Annotated in this window: 17 protein-coding genes; 6 read left to right on the forward strand and 11 right to left on the reverse strand. The window is 58.6% G+C overall.

From position 1 onward, the window contains the following. Nucleotides 1-8: 8 nt before the first annotated feature. Genes ispE through ACVBEG_RS03720 form a run of 3 tightly spaced genes read right to left on the reverse strand, consistent with a single transcriptional unit; the run spans nucleotide 9 to nucleotide 3,212 of the window. Nucleotides 9-860 carry a 4-(cytidine 5'-diphospho)-2-C-methyl-D-erythritol kinase gene (ispE, locus tag ACVBEG_RS03710; RefSeq protein ID WP_322177909.1) on the reverse strand — a complete coding sequence of 284 codons (852 nt, stop codon included), beginning with the start codon at nucleotides 858-860 and terminating at the stop codon, nucleotides 9-11. Between the two features lie 2 nt (nucleotides 861-862). Next, nucleotides 863-1,480 carry a lipoprotein insertase outer membrane protein LolB gene (gene lolB, locus ACVBEG_RS03715; protein ID WP_322177910.1) on the reverse strand — a complete coding sequence of 206 codons (618 nt, stop codon included), beginning with the start codon at nucleotides 1,478-1,480 and terminating at the stop codon, nucleotides 863-865. 4 nt (nucleotides 1,481-1,484) lie between these two features. Next, on the reverse strand, nucleotides 1,485-3,212 hold the full coding sequence (locus ACVBEG_RS03720; RefSeq protein ID WP_322177911.1) for a tetratricopeptide repeat protein: 1,728 nt from the start codon (nucleotides 3,210-3,212) through the stop codon (nucleotides 1,485-1,487). A gap of 227 nt (nucleotides 3,213-3,439) precedes the next feature. Between ACVBEG_RS03720 and hemA the strand changes: the two genes are divergently transcribed. The 6 genes from hemA (at nucleotide 3,440) to ACVBEG_RS03750 (ending at nucleotide 8,817) form a co-directional block, all read left to right on the forward strand. Then, complete coding sequence (gene hemA / locus ACVBEG_RS03725) at nucleotides 3,440-4,717, forward strand: glutamyl-tRNA reductase (protein WP_219063481.1); 1,278 nt, start codon at nucleotides 3,440-3,442, stop codon at nucleotides 4,715-4,717. After that, nucleotides 4,714-5,796: a peptide chain release factor 1 gene (gene prfA, locus ACVBEG_RS03730; RefSeq protein ID WP_322177912.1), complete on the forward strand. Its 1,083-nt coding sequence runs from the start codon at nucleotides 4,714-4,716 to the stop codon at nucleotides 5,794-5,796. Before hemA ends, prfA begins: the two co-directional genes overlap by 4 nt. Then, the gene (prmC, locus tag ACVBEG_RS03735; RefSeq protein ID WP_322177913.1) at nucleotides 5,797-6,639 is read left to right on the forward strand and encodes a peptide chain release factor N(5)-glutamine methyltransferase; all 843 of its coding nucleotides are present in this window, start codon (nucleotides 5,797-5,799) and stop codon (nucleotides 6,637-6,639) included. It begins immediately after the preceding gene. Next, on the forward strand, nucleotides 6,633-7,388 hold the full coding sequence (locus ACVBEG_RS03740; RefSeq protein WP_322177914.1) for a molybdopterin-synthase adenylyltransferase MoeB: 756 nt from the start codon (nucleotides 6,633-6,635) through the stop codon (nucleotides 7,386-7,388). Before prmC ends, ACVBEG_RS03740 begins: the two co-directional genes overlap by 7 nt. After that, nucleotides 7,381-8,181: a glutamate racemase gene (murI, locus tag ACVBEG_RS03745; protein WP_322278383.1), complete on the forward strand. Its 801-nt coding sequence runs from the start codon at nucleotides 7,381-7,383 to the stop codon at nucleotides 8,179-8,181. Before ACVBEG_RS03740 ends, murI begins: the two co-directional genes overlap by 8 nt. Nucleotides 8,182-8,298: 117 nt before the next feature. Then, the gene (locus ACVBEG_RS03750) at nucleotides 8,299-8,817 is read left to right on the forward strand and encodes an acyloxyacyl hydrolase (RefSeq protein WP_322177916.1); all 519 of its coding nucleotides are present in this window, start codon (nucleotides 8,299-8,301) and stop codon (nucleotides 8,815-8,817) included. A gap of 15 nt (nucleotides 8,818-8,832) precedes the next feature. Here ACVBEG_RS03750 and ACVBEG_RS03755 read toward each other — a convergent pair whose 3' ends face one another. From ACVBEG_RS03755 to phrB, 8 genes are all read right to left on the reverse strand, one after another. Then, on the reverse strand, nucleotides 8,833-9,147 hold the full coding sequence (locus ACVBEG_RS03755; RefSeq protein ID WP_322177917.1) for a YkgJ family cysteine cluster protein: 315 nt from the start codon (nucleotides 9,145-9,147) through the stop codon (nucleotides 8,833-8,835). 86 nt (nucleotides 9,148-9,233) lie between these two features. Then, a complete protein-coding gene (locus ACVBEG_RS03760; RefSeq protein ID WP_443690776.1) occupies nucleotides 9,234-9,743 on the reverse strand; it encodes a DUF2878 domain-containing protein in 510 nt (169 codons plus the stop codon). Continuing rightward, nucleotides 9,736-10,998, reverse strand: coding sequence for a cyclopropane-fatty-acyl-phospholipid synthase family protein (locus ACVBEG_RS03765; protein WP_322278385.1), 1,263 nt, complete (start codon nucleotides 10,996-10,998; stop codon nucleotides 9,736-9,738). Before ACVBEG_RS03765 ends, ACVBEG_RS03760 begins: the two co-directional genes overlap by 8 nt. Continuing rightward, nucleotides 10,985-11,785, reverse strand: a complete 801-nt coding sequence (locus ACVBEG_RS03770) for a DUF1365 domain-containing protein (RefSeq protein ID WP_322177920.1) — start codon at nucleotides 11,783-11,785, stop codon at nucleotides 10,985-10,987. Before ACVBEG_RS03770 ends, ACVBEG_RS03765 begins: the two co-directional genes overlap by 14 nt. After that, a complete protein-coding gene (locus ACVBEG_RS03775; protein ID WP_322177921.1) occupies nucleotides 11,782-13,029 on the reverse strand; it encodes an NAD(P)/FAD-dependent oxidoreductase in 1,248 nt (415 codons plus the stop codon). Before ACVBEG_RS03775 ends, ACVBEG_RS03770 begins: the two co-directional genes overlap by 4 nt. Further along, nucleotides 13,026-13,814 (reverse strand): SDR family NAD(P)-dependent oxidoreductase, encoded by a 789-nt coding sequence (locus ACVBEG_RS03780; protein WP_322278386.1) that lies wholly within the window; start codon nucleotides 13,812-13,814, stop codon nucleotides 13,026-13,028. Before ACVBEG_RS03780 ends, ACVBEG_RS03775 begins: the two co-directional genes overlap by 4 nt. Next, nucleotides 13,811-14,233, reverse strand: coding sequence for a nuclear transport factor 2 family protein (locus ACVBEG_RS03785; RefSeq protein WP_322177923.1), 423 nt, complete (start codon nucleotides 14,231-14,233; stop codon nucleotides 13,811-13,813). Before ACVBEG_RS03785 ends, ACVBEG_RS03780 begins: the two co-directional genes overlap by 4 nt. After that, entirely contained in the window at nucleotides 14,226-15,671 is a 1,446-nt protein-coding gene (gene phrB / locus ACVBEG_RS03790; RefSeq protein WP_447107402.1) for a deoxyribodipyrimidine photo-lyase, read from the reverse strand. Before phrB ends, ACVBEG_RS03785 begins: the two co-directional genes overlap by 8 nt. Nucleotides 15,672-15,679 lie beyond the last annotated feature (8 nt).

Raw genomic sequence — 15,679 nt, forward strand, 5'->3', positions numbered from 1 at the left:
CTCAATTCTTAGAACAGATCTTGTAACTTGCGATGCAACATCGAAACGTTGCTTCCCTTTGCTACAAACCCTGTAAGGGTCTCTGTAAGAAGGGCCGAGACTTTATCAGCTTCGGCTTGGTTTGGGAAGGCCCCAAACACACAACTTCCAGTTCCGGTTAATTTTGCTTCGGCAAAATTGCCTAACAAATTCAAAGCGTTACGAACAGCTGGGTAACGCCTCTCTACAACCGGCTGACAGTCATTTCGACTGTTTCCCTCGAGAACGGGGCGCACTTTAATGGGAGGAGTGTCTCGTGTCAACAGTGGATCTGAAAAAATTTCTGCTGTACTTACAGATACTTGCGGTACAAGCACCAGATACCAAGGCTCTTCGGGGTTTACAGGGGTCAGTATTTCTCCGACACCTTCAGCAAACGCAGCATGTCCACGCACGAAAACCGGGACGTCCGCGCCTAATGTCAGGCCCAATGCGGCCAGGCGATCTTCATCCCAACCAAGTTTCCACAGGTGATTCAGACCGAGCAATGTGGTGGCCGCATCGGAGCTTCCGCCGCCGATTCCTCCGCCCATGGGCAGACGTTTTTCCAGCCAGATGTCGATACCAAGGGTGCAGCCGGATTGTTTTTGCAATGCACGAGCGGCTTTTACGATCAGGTTACTGTCGTGGGGCACGCCGGGAATTTCAGTTTGAAGGCGGATTTCTCCGTCATCGCGTACGGCGAAACTGAGTTCGTCACCGTAGTCGAGAAATTGAAACAGCGTCTGCAACTCGTGATAGCCGTCTTCGCGACGGCCAAGAATATGCAGCATCAGGTTGAGTTTGGCGGGTGCCGGCAGCGTCAGGCGAGGGGTGTGCATGATTATTGCCCCAGTTTGCGTGGTTGCCAGTCCTTGATCACCAGCGTGACGTCGAGGTCCTGGCCGTGCAGCTTGATGCGCTCAGGCAGCCAATAGCCGTTCTGTTGCGTGTAGCTCAGGTATTCGACTTGCCAATCGTCCTGCTCGAGGCTGGCAAGGCGACTGTCGCCATCCAGGTTCAAGCGACTCCTGCTGCCGGGAGCGGGTAGACCGCGTACCCACCAGACAAGATGCGACACCGGTAATTTCCAGCCTAGTTGTTGTTGGAGCAAGTCTTCCGGGTTGGCAGCTTCGTAGCGGCCCTGATTGGCTACTTCCAGGGCGACGCTACCCGGTCGTCCGGTCAAGCGGGCTGCGCCGCGTCCCAGGGGGCCTGAGAGGCGGATATCGTAGTAGTCCTGACGCTGCAGCCAGAACAAGGTGCCGCTGCCCGAATCCTTCGGGGCGCGAATGCCGACCTTGCCGCTGATTTGCCACCCGTCAAGGCTGCTCAGTTGTGCTTTGTGTTCGCGCCATTGCGCGGGGTTGCCTTGGCCCTGCAGGGCTTCGCGAGAGGTAAAACCGGCGCAACCGGCGAGCAGGGCGATCAGGCTGAAAACGATAACGTGGCGCAAAAACATAAAATTAGAGAGTCTCGGATCCGGTCAGGCGCCGCAGAGTGCTGCGCAGAATAGGGCTATCAGGTTGTTGCTCGAGGGCTTTGCTCCAGACTTTCCGGGCTTCGCGCTGCTTGCCGTTGGCCCACAATACTTCGCCCAGATGGGCGGCGACTTCGTGGTCCGGGAAGCGTTCCAGCGCCTGACGCAGCAAGCGTTCGGCTTCATCGAGGTTGCCCAGGCGGTAATTTACCCACCCCAGACTGTCGAGTACGGCTGGGTCTTCCGGGTTCAGTGCGTGCGCTCGTTCGATCAGGGCCTTGGCTTCGGCATAGCGCGTCGTGCGGTCTGACAGGGTGTAGCCCAAGGCGTTCAAGGCCATGGCGTTGTCAGGCTCGCGCTTGATAATCGCGCGCAGGTCTTTTTCCATTTGCGACAGGTCGTCGCGTTTTTCCGCGAGCATGGCTCGTGTATACAGCAGGTTCAAGTCGTCGGGATACTGCTTCAACGCCTGCCCCAGCACTTGCCAGGCTCGATCGCTCTGGTTGTTGTTTGCCAGGGTTTCGGCTTCGATCAGGTACAGCTGAATCGCATAGTCGGGCTGCGCTTCGCGTGCGGCGGCCAGGCGTTTCGAGGCTTCGGCCACGCTACCGTTGCTCATCAGAATGTCGCTTTGGCGCAGTTGCGCCGGCAGGTAGTCATTGCCGGGGCCGACCTGAGCGTATTCGGTCAGGGCGTTTTGCGGATCGTTGCGTTCTTCGTAGACACGGCCGAGGTTCAGGTGCGCCGAATCAACGTGGCTGCCGCGAGCGATCAAGTCTTCCAGGTAGCCAACGGCTTCATCCCAGGCTTTGGCTTCAAGGCAAACCAGCGCCAGCGAATAACGCAACTCGTCGTCATCCGGGAACTGTTGCACCAGGCTGGAGAACTCGACTTTGGCGTCGTCCATGCGGTTCTGTTCGACCAGCATGCGGGCATAAGTCAGGCGCAGGCGTTTGTCGTCCGGGTATTGGCGAATGCTTTTTTCCAGGATCGGCAAGGCTTCTTTGCCTCGGTCCATGCCCTGCAGGAGGCGGGCCCGCAGCAGAATAGGGGTCACGTCGCCGTCATTGGCTGGATTGTCTTCCAGCAGTTTCAGGGCGCCTTGGGCGTCACCGTTCTGTTGGAGGAGCAAGGCTTTGCCGAAGATCAGCTGGCCGTTTTTCGGGTATTTCTTGAGCAGGCGATCAAAGCTGGTCAGCAAACCGTTGCGGGTATCTGCATCGGTTTCGGCGGCAGACAGCGCCAAAAAGTCAAAATGCGTATCGCCCTGTCCTTGCAGGACCTTCTCCATGTACGCCATGGAATCGTCATAGCGTCCGGCGCGGGCCAATTGAATCGCCGCCGCGCGTTGTGCTTCAAGATTGGTCGGGTCGTTTTTCGCCCAGATCAGCGAGGTATCCAGTGCTGCCTGATCGGCGCCCAGGTACTCGGCAATGTGGAAGGCGCGTTCGGAAATCCCTGGATCCTGAGTATTGATCGCTTGGGTGACGTAGTTATCCAGCGCGATGTCGAATCGGTTGCGCTGACCCGCCAGCTCCGCACTCAACAGGCTGAACACTGTGTCTTCGGTGAACGAGCTATAAACCTGCGGCTTGGGTGCGGGTGCGGGCGTCGTGTCTGCGGCCGGTGGCGTAGCATCCGGTGAAACGGGGGCTATAGCCTGGCAACCGTTCAGAAACACAAAGGCGAGAAGTAACGCGGAGGATCTATTCATATATAGGGAGAGGGCGACTTACCTGCGGTCGGATCATCATGACACAAGCCTAGGAGCAAACCCACAGCCTATGCGAAAACTACTCAACTGGCCTTTGGCGAGGCCAAAACACGGCCGATAAACGGCTTAAAAGGGGCCGCTCTATTCGGACAATAGTCTGCGGTGGTTGTTCTCACTCTGGCGAAGTAGGACAATTGCCGGCTTCACGTCACCATCAGCGACCTTGAATGGCCTTCCTTGCACTTGGTATTAACCATAAGACTGCTTCAGTAGACGTCCGCGAGCGCGTGGCATTTACGCCTGAGCAGTTGGTTGAGGCCTTGCAGCAGCTCTGCCGTCTAACCGACAGCCGCGAAGCTGCGATCCTCTCGACTTGTAACCGTAGCGAACTGTACATCGAACAGGATCACCTTGCGTCCGATGCCATACTGCGCTGGCTGGCCGATTATCATCATCTGAGCCTGGACGAGCTGCGCGCCAGTGCTTATGTGCATGAAGATGAGGCGGCCGTTCGTCACATGATGCGGGTTGCCTCAGGGCTTGACTCGCTGGTGCTCGGCGAGCCACAGATTCTCGGCCAGATGAAGTCTGCGTACGCCGTTGCGCGGGAAGCGGGGACCATTGGCCCGCTGCTGGGCCGGTTGTTCCAGGCCACCTTCAACGCTGCCAAACAGGTACGCACCGATACCGCCATTGGTGAAAACCCGGTGTCGGTGGCGTTTGCCGCTGTCAGCCTGGCCAAGCAGATTTTCAGTGATTTGCAGCGCAGCCAGGCATTGTTGATTGGCGCGGGCGAAACCATCACGCTGGTTGCCCGGCATCTGCATGATCTGGGCGTGAGGCGTATCGTGGTGGCCAACCGTACCCTGGAGCGGGCCAGTATCCTGGCCGCGGAGTTCGGTGCCCACGCGGTTTTACTGTCCGATATTCCGGCTGAGCTGGTCAAAAGCGACATTGTGATCAGTTCCACCGCCAGTCAGTTGCCGATCCTGGGCAAGGGCGCGGTGGAAAGCGCCTTGAAGCTGCGCAAGCACAAACCGATTTTCATGGTCGATATCGCGGTGCCTCGCGATATCGAACCGGAAGTCGGCGAGCTGGACGACGTTTACCTCTACAGCGTCGACGACCTGCACGAAGTGGTCGCCGAGAACCTCAAGAGTCGCCAGGGCGCTGCGCAAGCGGCTGAAGAGCTGGTGAGTCTGGGCGCCGATGAGTTCATGTTGCGCCTGCGAGAGCTGGCGGCAGTGGATGTACTTAAGGCCTATCGTCAACAAAGCGAGCGTCTGCGTGACGATGAATTGCTCAAAGCCCAACGCATGTTGGCCAACGGCAGCAGCGCCGAAGACGTGCTGGTGCAATTGGCGCGAGGGCTGACCAACAAATTGATGCATGCTCCAAGCGTGCAATTGAAAAAGCTGTCTGCCGAAGGTCGCCTCGATGCGTTGGCCATGGCCCAAGAACTTTTTGCCCTCGGTGAGGGCTCGACGGATAAACCCCCGCAATGAAAGCTTCACTGCTCAATAAGCTGGACATCCTTAACGATCGTTTTGAGGAACTGACCGCGCTGCTTGGTGATGCCGAAGTCATTTCCGAACAAAACAGGTTTCGCGCCTATTCCCGGGAGTACGCCGAAGTAGAGCCTATTGTCGTGACCTACAACCAGTTGCTCAAAGTACTGGGCGATCTGGAAGGTGCACAGGCGCTGCTCAAGGACAGTGACCCGGACATGCGTGAATTGGCCGTCGAGGAAGTCCGTGAAGCCAAAGAGCAATTGGCCGATCTGGAAGGTCAGCTACAGCGCATGCTCCTGCCCAAAGACCCGAACGACGGGCGTAATGTGTTCCTCGAAATTCGTGCTGGCACCGGTGGCGACGAGGCGGCGATTTTTTCCGGTGACCTGTTTCGCATGTACTCACGCTACGCCGAACGTCGCGGCTGGCGCGTGGAAATTCTGTCGGAAAACGTAGGCGAGCACGGCGGCTACAAAGAAATCATCGCGCGCGTCGAAGGCGATCACGTTTACGGAAAATTAAAATTCGAGTCCGGCGCCCATCGTGTGCAGCGCGTCCCTGAAACCGAATCCCAGGGGCGTATTCATACGTCTGCCTGCACTGTTGCGGTATTGCCTGAGCCCGATGAGCAACAAGTCATCGAGATCAACTCGTCTGATTTGCGCGTGGACACGTACAAGTCCTCCGGCGCGGGTGGTCAGCACGTGAACAAGACCGACTCGGCCGTGCGCATCACTCACCTTCCGACCGGCATCGTTGTCGAGTGCCAGGAGGAACGTTCTCAACACAAGAACCGGGCTCGGGCAATGTCCTGGCTGTCGGCGAAACTTAACGATCAGCAAACCAGCGCGGCGGCCAATGCCATCGCCAGCGAGCGTAAATTGCTGGTGGGGTCGGGTGACCGATCCGAACGAATTCGTACCTACAACTTTCCTCAGGGTCGTGTGACGGACCATCGGGTCAACTTGACGTTGTATTCCCTCGATGACGTTATGGCCGGTGGAGTCGATGCAGTGATAGAACCGTTGCTGGCCGAGTACCAGGCTGATCAACTTGCGGCATTGGGTGAGTAAATGACTATTATCGCCAGCGTGTTGAGAGCCGCCGAGCTTCCGGATTCGCCGACCGCGCGCCTGGACGTGGAGTTGTTGTTGGCTGCCGCTCTAGGCAAGCCCCGCAGCTACCTGCACACCTGGCCCGAGCGGATTGTCAGCAGCGAAGCGGCGCAGGTGTTTGCGTCCTATCTGCAACGCCGTCGTGCGGGCGAGCCGGTGGCCTATATTCTGGGCCAGCAAGGGTTCTGGAAGCTGGACCTGGAAGTTGCACCACACACACTGATCCCGCGTCCCGACACCGAGTTGTTAGTCGAAGTGGCGCTCGAACTGCACGCGATAACGCCTGCTCTGGCGCCTGTCACCGTGCTTGATCTGGGCACTGGCACCGGCGCCATTGCCCTGGCGCTGGCCAGTGAACGTCCAGCCTGGAGGGTAACGGCGGTAGATCGCATCCTTGAAGCCGTTGCATTGGCCGAGCGCAATCGTCAGCGCCTGCACCTGAACAATGTCACGGTGCTGAACAGCCATTGGTTCAGCGCACTTGAAGGTCAGCGTTTCGACATGATCATCAGCAATCCTCCTTATATTGCCAGCGCTGATCCGCATCTGGTGGCAGGAGACGTACGTTTTGAACCGAGCAGTGCCCTGGTGGCGGGCGTCGACGGGCTGGACGACCTGCGCGTCATCATTACCCAAGCGCCTGACTACCTTGATGTTGGCGGTTGGCTGTTGCTTGAACACGGTTACGATCAAGCCGCTGCTGTGCGCGACCTGATGGCAGGCCACGGCTTTGAACGCGTGCACAGCCGCAAGGATTTGGGCGGCCACGAGCGTATTACTCTTGGGCGCCTCCCGTGCTGACCGATCAGGAACTGTTGCGCTACAGTCGACAGATTTTGTTGCAGCACGTGGATATCGACGGCCAGTTGCGCCTCAAACACAGCCGGGCGTTGATCGTCGGCCTCGGCGGCCTGGGTTCTCCAGTGGCTCTGTATCTGGCCGCTGCCGGTGTCGGCGAGTTGCATCTGGCCGACTTCGATACCGTGGACCTGACCAATCTGCAACGGCAGATCATTCATGACAGCCACAGCGTCGGGCAGAGCAAGGTGGATTCGGCCATTGAGCGCCTGACCGCGATCAACCCCGAGGTGAAACTGATCGCCCATCGCCGCGCGCTGGATGCCGACAGCCTGGCTGCTGCGGTAGCCGATGTTGACGTGGTACTCGATTGCTCTGACAACTTTGCCACCCGCGAAGCGGTAAATGCGGCGTGTGTCGCGGCGCGTAAACCGCTGGTCAGCGGTGCAGCGATTCGCCTGGAAGGGCAATTGTCGGTGTTCGACCCACGGCGCGATGACAGCCCGTGTTATCACTGCCTGTACGGGCATGGCAGCGAAGCTGAACTGACGTGCAGTGAAGCTGGCGTCCTCGGGCCTTTGGTGGGGCTGGTTGGCAGCCTGCAAGCACTCGAAGCGCTGAAGCTGTTGGCCGGGTTTGGCGAGCCGTTAGTGGGGCGTTTGCTATTGATCGATGCGTTGACCAGTCGCTTTCGCGAGTTGAGGGTCAAGCGCGATCCAGCCTGCAGTGTGTGCGGTCTTGCCCATGACTAACACCCATGAAGCGCCGATTGGGGTCTTTGATTCCGGAGTTGGCGGTTTATCGGTGCTGGGTGAAATTCGCAGCCTGCTACCCAACGAGTCCCTGCTGTACGTGGCCGATTGCGGCAACGTTCCTTATGGCGAGAAAACCCCCGAGTTCATACGCCAACGCTGTGCGGTGATTGCCGATTTTTTCCAAAAGCAGGGCGCCAAAGCACTGGTGCTGGCTTGCAACACGGCCACGGTGGCAGGCGTTGCGGATTTACGCGAACGGTATCCTGACTGGCCTATCGTCGGCATGGAGCCCGCCGTCAAACCGGCAGCGGCGGCCACCCGCAGTGGCGTTGTGGGCGTGCTGGCAACCACGGGTACCTTGCAGAGCGCCAAGTTCGCGGCCTTGCTCGACCGGTTTGCACTCGATGTGCGGGTCATTACCCAGCCGTGTCCCGGCCTGGTCGAGCTGATCGAAACCGGCGATCTGGTCAGCCCGACTATCAGCAACTTGTTGCGCAGCTATGTTGAGCCGTTACTGGCTGCTGGCTGCGACACTATTATTCTCGGCTGCACGCACTATCCTTTCCTGAAGCCACTGCTGCGCCAAATGGTCCCGGAGTCGATCAGCCTGATCGACACAGGCGGTGCAGTCGCTCGGCAACTTCAACGGTTATTGACCCAGCGTGAGTTGCTGGCGACGGGGCCGGCTCAAGAAACGCAGTTCTGGACCAGTGCGGATCCGGAAGATTTCAGAAAAATCCTACCGCTGTTATGGAAAACATCTGGCTATGTGCGATTCTTCCCCCGGTAAAAAAAACGCGAAGAGCCCAGCTTTGAGCTGAGCTAACGTGTAACGGCGAATGTTCATAAAACGTCGCTGGATAAGTAAAGAGTTCCTACAACTGCATTCGAAAATAGGATGTTTCTGATGAAGCGACTGTTTTGTTTGGCTGCGATTGCGGCCGCACTAATGGGGCAAAGTGTTAGCGCTGAAGCTGCGGGCGTCGAGTTATCGGTCGGTCAGACTGGCGAATCGACAATGACCTATCGCTTGGGCTTACAGTTTGACTGGGATAAAAGCTGGTTACAGAGTGACGTGGGTCGCCTGACGGGTTATTGGGGTGGGGGTTACACCTACTGGGCCGGCCGCCATGGCGCCAGTAACAACAGCCTGTCGTTCTCGCCGGTATTGGTTTATGAGTTCTCGGGTCAAAACGTCAAGCCGTACGTGGAAGCAGGTATTGGCGTCGCGGTTTTTTCCGGCACTCGGGTAGAAAATCAACAATTGGGCACGTCGTTTTTGTTCGAAGACCGGCTTGGGTTTGGTCTGCGCTTTGCCGGAGGGCATGAGGTCGGGGTTCGTGCGACGCACTATTCCAACGCCGGGCTCAATGACGTCAACTCGGGTGTAGAAAGTTACGCCCTGCACTACACGATGCCTTTCTAATAGCGTGATGCCGTTTCACAGATACGCCGTGGCGATCCCTCGGCGTTCGTGCAGGCAATCCGCTTCGCCTGTTTCGAACTCGCGGCAAATCAGTGGGCGTTTTTCGTAGATGCTGCACATCATGGTGTTGCGATCCAGCGCCGCGCACCAGCCGTCATCCAGACGCAACATGACCTCGCCACCCCAATCGTCGGTATCGATGTAACGTTCAGGCACGCCGGTATCAGTGATCAGCATCACTTCCAGCTGGCAGCAACAGGCTGCACAGGTCGAACACGTGACGGCCGGTTCTGCGTCGATTTGGGTCAATGGAATGTTGATGGTTGTCATAGGCGCGCAGTGTATGCCAGTGCGCAGCCCCCGTGTGAGTCCCCTGACAGAACACCGCCTTCGGCACGTCTGGGTGGGACACGAATTTATTCGTGAAGGCGGTATGTCGGGTGCAGAAAATATGCCAGACCTTGCAGCAACGGAAACAAAACGGCCCAGATCAGCCCAAGCAACAATAGGCTTGGCCAGACCCCCAGCGGCAAATGGACCCCCGCCATCTGCGAACCTGCGCAGTACGACAGCGGTCCGCCGATGGCGCCGAGCAGGCTGGCGCGCCACCAGGGCTTGGCGGTCCAGGCCAGGCAGTGATTGAGCGTGGTCGCCAATACGGCCCATAACAGGATCAACCACAGCGGGATCAACGGCCCGCCACTGTCAAAATCGAATACACCTAGCGTCTGCAAGGCACTGTCGAGCAAGGTGCCGACCAGCGTCACGCTGATCAGCAGTTTGCCCTCCGCCTGCCATGAACTTATCCACAGCAGATGCACGCACAGCACGCCCGCCGCGATCAGTAACCACGGGCTGTTACCGCCCAGTACGCAGACGAACCAACCGATCTGAAACAGCAGCGCGTTGGCCAGCTGTCTACGCATCGAAACGCCCGAGTAACGGTTGCGGCAGCGCGTCGGGTTTGGCCAGCAGTAATTGCGCGGTGCCGATGGTCCGTTCAAGGAAGCCACCTTCGCAGTAGCACAAGTAAAACTCCCACAACCGCAGGAAGTGATCGTCATAGCCCAGTTCAGTCAAGTAGCCGTGGGCGTGACGAAAATTGTCGTGCCACAGGCGCAGGGTTCTCGCGTAGTGCAGGCCGAAATCCTCCATGTGCAGGATGTTCATGTCGGTGTCACGGCCGACGATCTCCAGCATCCGCTGCACCGACGGTAAAGCGCCGCCGGGGAAAATGTAGCGCTGGATAAAATCGACGCTATTTTTGGCTTGCTCGTAACGCTGCTCGCGGATGGTGATCGCTTGCAGCAGCATCAGCCCGTTTTTGTTCAGCAGCTGTGCGCACTGTTTGAAATAGGTTGGCAAAAACCGGTGGCCTACCGCTTCGATCATTTCGATGGACACCAGTTTGTCGTATTGGCCGGTCAGGTCGCGATAGTCCTTCAGTAACAGTGTCACCTGGTCTTTTAAACCCATCTTGGCGATGCGCTTCTCGGTGTAAGCGAATTGCTCTTTTGACAGGGTAGTGGTGGTGACTTTACAGCCGTAATATTGCGCCGCATAAATAGCCATGCTGCCCCAGCCCGTGCCGATTTCCAGTAAATGATCGGTGGGTTTGAGGTCAAGTTTCTGGCAGATACGCTCCAGTTTGTTCAGCTGTGCCTGTTCCAGGGTGTCATCTGGACTGAGGAACTGTGCCGCGGAATACATCATGGTCGGATCGAGAAACTGTTCGAACAGTTCGTTGCCGAGGTCATAGTGGGCCTCGATGTTTTTCTGCGAGCCCTTGCGCGTATTGCGATTGAGCCAATGCAAGGCCTGAATGAAAGGTCTTCCCAGTTTGGCCAGCCCCCCCTCCATGGCGTCGAGCACTTCCAGGTTGCTGACGAAAACCCTGATCACCATTGTCAGGTCGGGAGTGCTCCAGTAACCATGGATAAACGCTTCGCCCGCGCCGATCGAGCCGTTGCTGGCGATCATGCCCCAGACGGTGGGGTCGAGAATATGGACCTGCGCTTGCTGTACGGCACTGGCCGCGCCGAATACCTGACGCTCGTCGCCCTCGATGACCACCAGTTGCCCGCGCTGCAAGCGGGCAAGCTGGCGCAATACGCCGCGCCGCAGAATATTCGCTGTGAGGTTGTTGGTGCTCAAGCTGGCCGATACGCTACTGCTTTTCATGGCGAGGTTCCTTGGGTTGCACGGCGGCAATGCGGTAGGCGCCGTCGGCGGCCCGATGAGAGAAAATCGGCATCCGTTTGATCAACAGGCGCAACGCTTGCCAGTAGATAGCCAGGCAGGTTTTGGCGGTCATCCACGGAAACTCGAGCAAATGACGATGCAGGCTGGCGCGGCTCAGGGCCTGGCGTTGCAGGTTGAGCGTGGCGTCGAACACCTTGAGTTCGCCCTGCCAGTCGGCCATGTGAATGCCGAGCTTTTCGGCCGGAGGGCTGAAGCTCATGCGGTACTCCAGGTCGGGTGGTAGAAACGGCGAAACGTGGAAGGCCTTGGCCACCGCGAAATGCTGATGGCCTGCTCCGTTGGCCGGCAGGATGTAGTGATAACGCTCGCGCCACGGCGTATTACTGACTTCGCAGAGGATCGCGGCCAGTCGGCCGTCGCTCTCATGGCAATAGAAGAAGCTCACCGGGTTGAAGGCCAGGCCCCAACTACGGGCTTGGGTCAGCAGGCAAACCGAACCTTGGGGGGTGTGGCCCAGAGCGGCGCCGACCAGCTCACGCACCGCATCGATCAGGGGCACGCCGCGCCCGGTGTACGTGTGCAGGTAGTCGCTTTGGCGAAACGAAAACGGCGCAAAACGGCTGCTGCCGGCCAGAGGTGACAGGCCAAGCACTGCGTCCTGTTCGTCCAGGTCCAGATACAGCAGGCCGATCCGATAGCGGAAGTCATGAGGCTTGGGCGAAAACCGCCGATGGGCGACCCAGCCGCTGTACAGGGCGCTGTTCACAGCGATTCACCGAAAGCCTGGGCTACTCGCAGGCCACTGACCACGCCATCCTCATGAAAGCCGTTGGCCCAGTAAGCGCCGCAATAGTAGGTATGTTTGTCACCATGCAGTTCTTCCCAGCGCGCTTGCGCCGCAACGGCAGTCAGGCTGTATTGCGGATGCGCGTAGCGGTAGCGAGCGAGGATCTTGCTCGGGTCGATGGCGGCCGTCTGGTTCAGGCTCACGCAAAACCGGGTGTCGCTGTCGATCCCTTGCAGGATGTTCATGTCGTATGTCACTGCCGCGAGGTGCTGGCCAGCACCGCCCAGGCGGTAGTTCCAACTGGCCCAGGCCAAGGGACGCTTGGGCAACAGCTGGATATCGGTGTGCAGCACCACATCATTATCGGCGTAGGGCAGGGCGCCAAGGATGTCTTGTTCGGCCTGTGTCGGTTGCGCCAACAGGTGCAAGGCTTGATCGCTGTGACAGGCAAATACCACCTTGTCAAAACGCTCGCTGCCCGCAGCGCTGTGAACCCGCACGCCGATGTCGTCGCGCTCGACTCGGATCACAGGGCAGTTGAGGCGAATCTTTTCGCGAAACGAGGCTGTCATGGGTTCGATGTAACGGCTTGATCCCCCTTCGACCACACACCACTGCGGCCGATGATTGACCGAGAGCAGGCCGTGATTCTTGAAGAACCGCACAAAAAATTGCAGAGGAAACGAAAGCATGTCGGCCAATGACATCGACCAGATCGCGGCCCCCATAGGCACGATGTAATGCTCAGTGAACCGTTGTCCGTAACCCCCGGTTTTCAAGTAGGCGCCGAGGGTTGTGTCGGCTGCAATACGTTGGCTGTGCAGATCGCTCAGCGCTTCGCGGTTGAAGCGCAGGATGTCGCGCAACATCCCCCAGAACGACGGCGAACAGAGGTTGCTGCGCTGAGCAAACAAGCTGTTGAGGGTATTACCGTTGTACTCAATGCCCGAAATAGGGTCGCACACCGAAAAGCTCATCTCCGTGGCCTTGAAGGTCACGCCCAGCGTGGACAGCAAGCGAATGAAGTTCGGGTAGGTCCAGTCGTTGAACACGATGAAGCCGGTATCAATGGCGTGCTGTTGGCCGTTGACGGTCACGTCCACGGTATGGGTATGACCGCCAATCCAGTCAGCGGCTTCAAACACGCTGATCTCGTGGTTGCGATTGAGCAAATACGCGGTAGTCAGCCCCGCGATGCCACTGCCAATGATCGCGACTTTCATGGGGTGTTCCTCTCCGCGTTCGATGAGCGAACCATGCATTTGCCCAGCGCGAGTTGCAGGCGTGTGGGCAGTAGCGCCAATAGGCGCAGGGTGAAAATGAATGCGGCGGGGAAGGCTATCTCCAAGGGGCGGCGCGGGCGTTGAAGGCGTTCGGCAATGTGCCGGGCGGCCTTGTCCACGGGCCAGCGCATGGGCATGGGGAAATCGTTTTGGGCGGTCAGTGGTGTATCGACAAAACCCGGGCTGATGAGGGTGACGTCGATCCCTTCGTGAGCCAGGTCAATGCGCAAGGCTTCGAACAGATAACGCAGGCCTGCCTTGGAAGCGCCGTAGGCTTCCGCGCGGGACAGCGGTAGGTAGGTCACTGAACTGGAGACGGCGACGAGGTGCGGTTTTCTACCTTGGCGCAGCAGTGGCAGCGCTTCCTGGACGCAGTAACTGCTCGCCAGCAAATTGGTCCGCACTACGCGCTCGACCAGCGCCGCGTCGAACTGTTTGCAGTCGACATATTCACAGGTGCCGGCATTCAGGATCACGGTGTCCACAGAACCCCATATCTGGCCAATGCGTTCGCCAATGACCTTGACCTGTTCGCTGTCGGTGATGTCGCCGGGCGCCAGCAGAACCTGGCGCGGGTAACGTTCATCCAGAGCTTCGAGCGGCCCCAGCGTGCGCGCAGTCAGGGCCAGTCGGTGGCCGGACTTGAGCAGTTCTTCGGCCAGCGCCAGGCCGATGCCACTGCTGGCGCCGGTCAGCCAGATGCGTCGTGCGTCGGGATGCGTCATACCAATCTCCTTTTTAGCCAGGCGATGGCTCGTCCCATGACAGGCACGTGCTCATAGAGCAGGGCGCCAGCGTCGAAGAAGTCGCGGTGCTGGTAAACCTTGTCGTGCCATAGCAAGTGTGAGCAGCCCTCAACCCGAATCAGTTGACCGGCATTTAATCGAGGGTGACAAAAACTCAGGGTCCAGCGCAGGTAGCCTTTGCCTTCGCGTAGTTGATCGAACGCATAAAAATCGAAGCGCAACTGACTGACGTTGGCGTACAGCTCGCCGAAATAACGGTGCACATCCTTGAGGCCATGAATTTCATGCAAGGGGTCGGTAAACACCACGTCGTCGCTGTACAGCTCGCCGAGCCGATCCAGGTTGTGCTTATCCAGTTCGGCAAAGCGTTGGGCGAACTGGCGCAGAAAGTCACTCATAGCAGCCACCTGCAGGCTGTCGATGCGGCAGGCCTTTAAAGGCAGCCAGTGCACGCTCGCGGCTTGCTCTCAAATCAACCATGGGTTTCGGGTAGTCGCCCACGCCGAACAGACCGCCCATGGCCGCCGGGTTGTGGATATCTTTTTTGTTCAGATTCCCCAGCACGGGCAGCCAGCGTTTGATGAAATGACCTTCACCGTCGAATCTCTCCGACTGGCTGAGTGGGTTGAAAATCCGGAAATAGGGCGCCGAGTCGGTCCCTGTGGACGAACTCCATTGCCAGCCTCCGTTGTTTGCCGCCAGGTCGCCGTCAATCAAGTGCTGCATGAAAAACCGCTCACCCAGGCGCCAATCGATCAGCAGGTTTTTGGTCAGGAACATGGCGACGACCATCCGTAGCCGGTTGTGCATCCAGCCTGTTTCCAGCAGTTGGCGCATGGCGGCATCAATAATGGGCAGGCCGGTGCGGGCTTCTTGCCACGCCGCCAATTCTTCAGGCGCGTCGCGCCACGGCACCGCTTCGGTTTCCGGGCGGAAGGTGCGGTGTCGGGAAACCCGTGGGGAGCCGACCAAGGTATGTTTGTAGAATTCACGCCAGAGCAGTTCGTTGATCCAGGTGACGCAGCCGACGTTGCCGGTCTCGAATTCGCCGTGGTTGCTCATCAGCGCGGCGTGCAGGCATTGACGCGGCGATATCACCCCAGCCACCAGATACGCAGACAGCTGGCTGGTGCCGGGTTTTGCCGGAAAGTCCCGTTCGCTCTGGTAGTAACCGATATTTTCGTCGGTGAAGGCTTCGAGACGTCGACGCGCCTCGTCTTCTCCTGCGGGCCAAAGCGCGCGCAACGCCTCCGTCGGTGGGGCGAAACCCTCGACATGATGCGGCACGGGATCACTGTGGATATTCAGCCTGTGTTGCGCTTCAGGCGCGTGGACTAGGCGCGGCATGGCTTCGTGCAGACGCGAATAGCAGACTCTGCGGAACTGACTGAAGACCTGGAAAAAATTACCGGCTTTGGTCAGGACGCTGCCGGGTTTGAAGAGCAACTGATCGAGGTAGCGATAGACATTTATTCCGGCCTGCTCCAGGGCTTCGGCGACGGAGCGATCCCGATTCGTCTCATTGATACCGTATTCGTCGTTGAGATGCAGGCCCGCGATGGTGTGCTCCTTGCACAGATCGAGCAGCACCTTGGGCGCCTGGTCCCACGTGTCGGCGTAACGGATCAACAGCGGCACATTCAACGCACTCAGCGCCTGTCCCAGTTCAACCAGGTTACGCAACCAGAAGTCGACCTTGCAGGCGGCATCGTCATGGGCCTGCCACTGCCCTGGGCTGATCAGGTACACCGCTACCGTCGGGCCGCGCTCCATGGCGGCGGTCAAGGCAGTGTTGTCGTGCAGGCGCAGGTCGCTGCGCAGCCAAATCAGTTGCATGGTCGTTC

The sequence above is a fragment of the Pseudomonas sp. GG8 genome, from assembly GCF_052976945.1.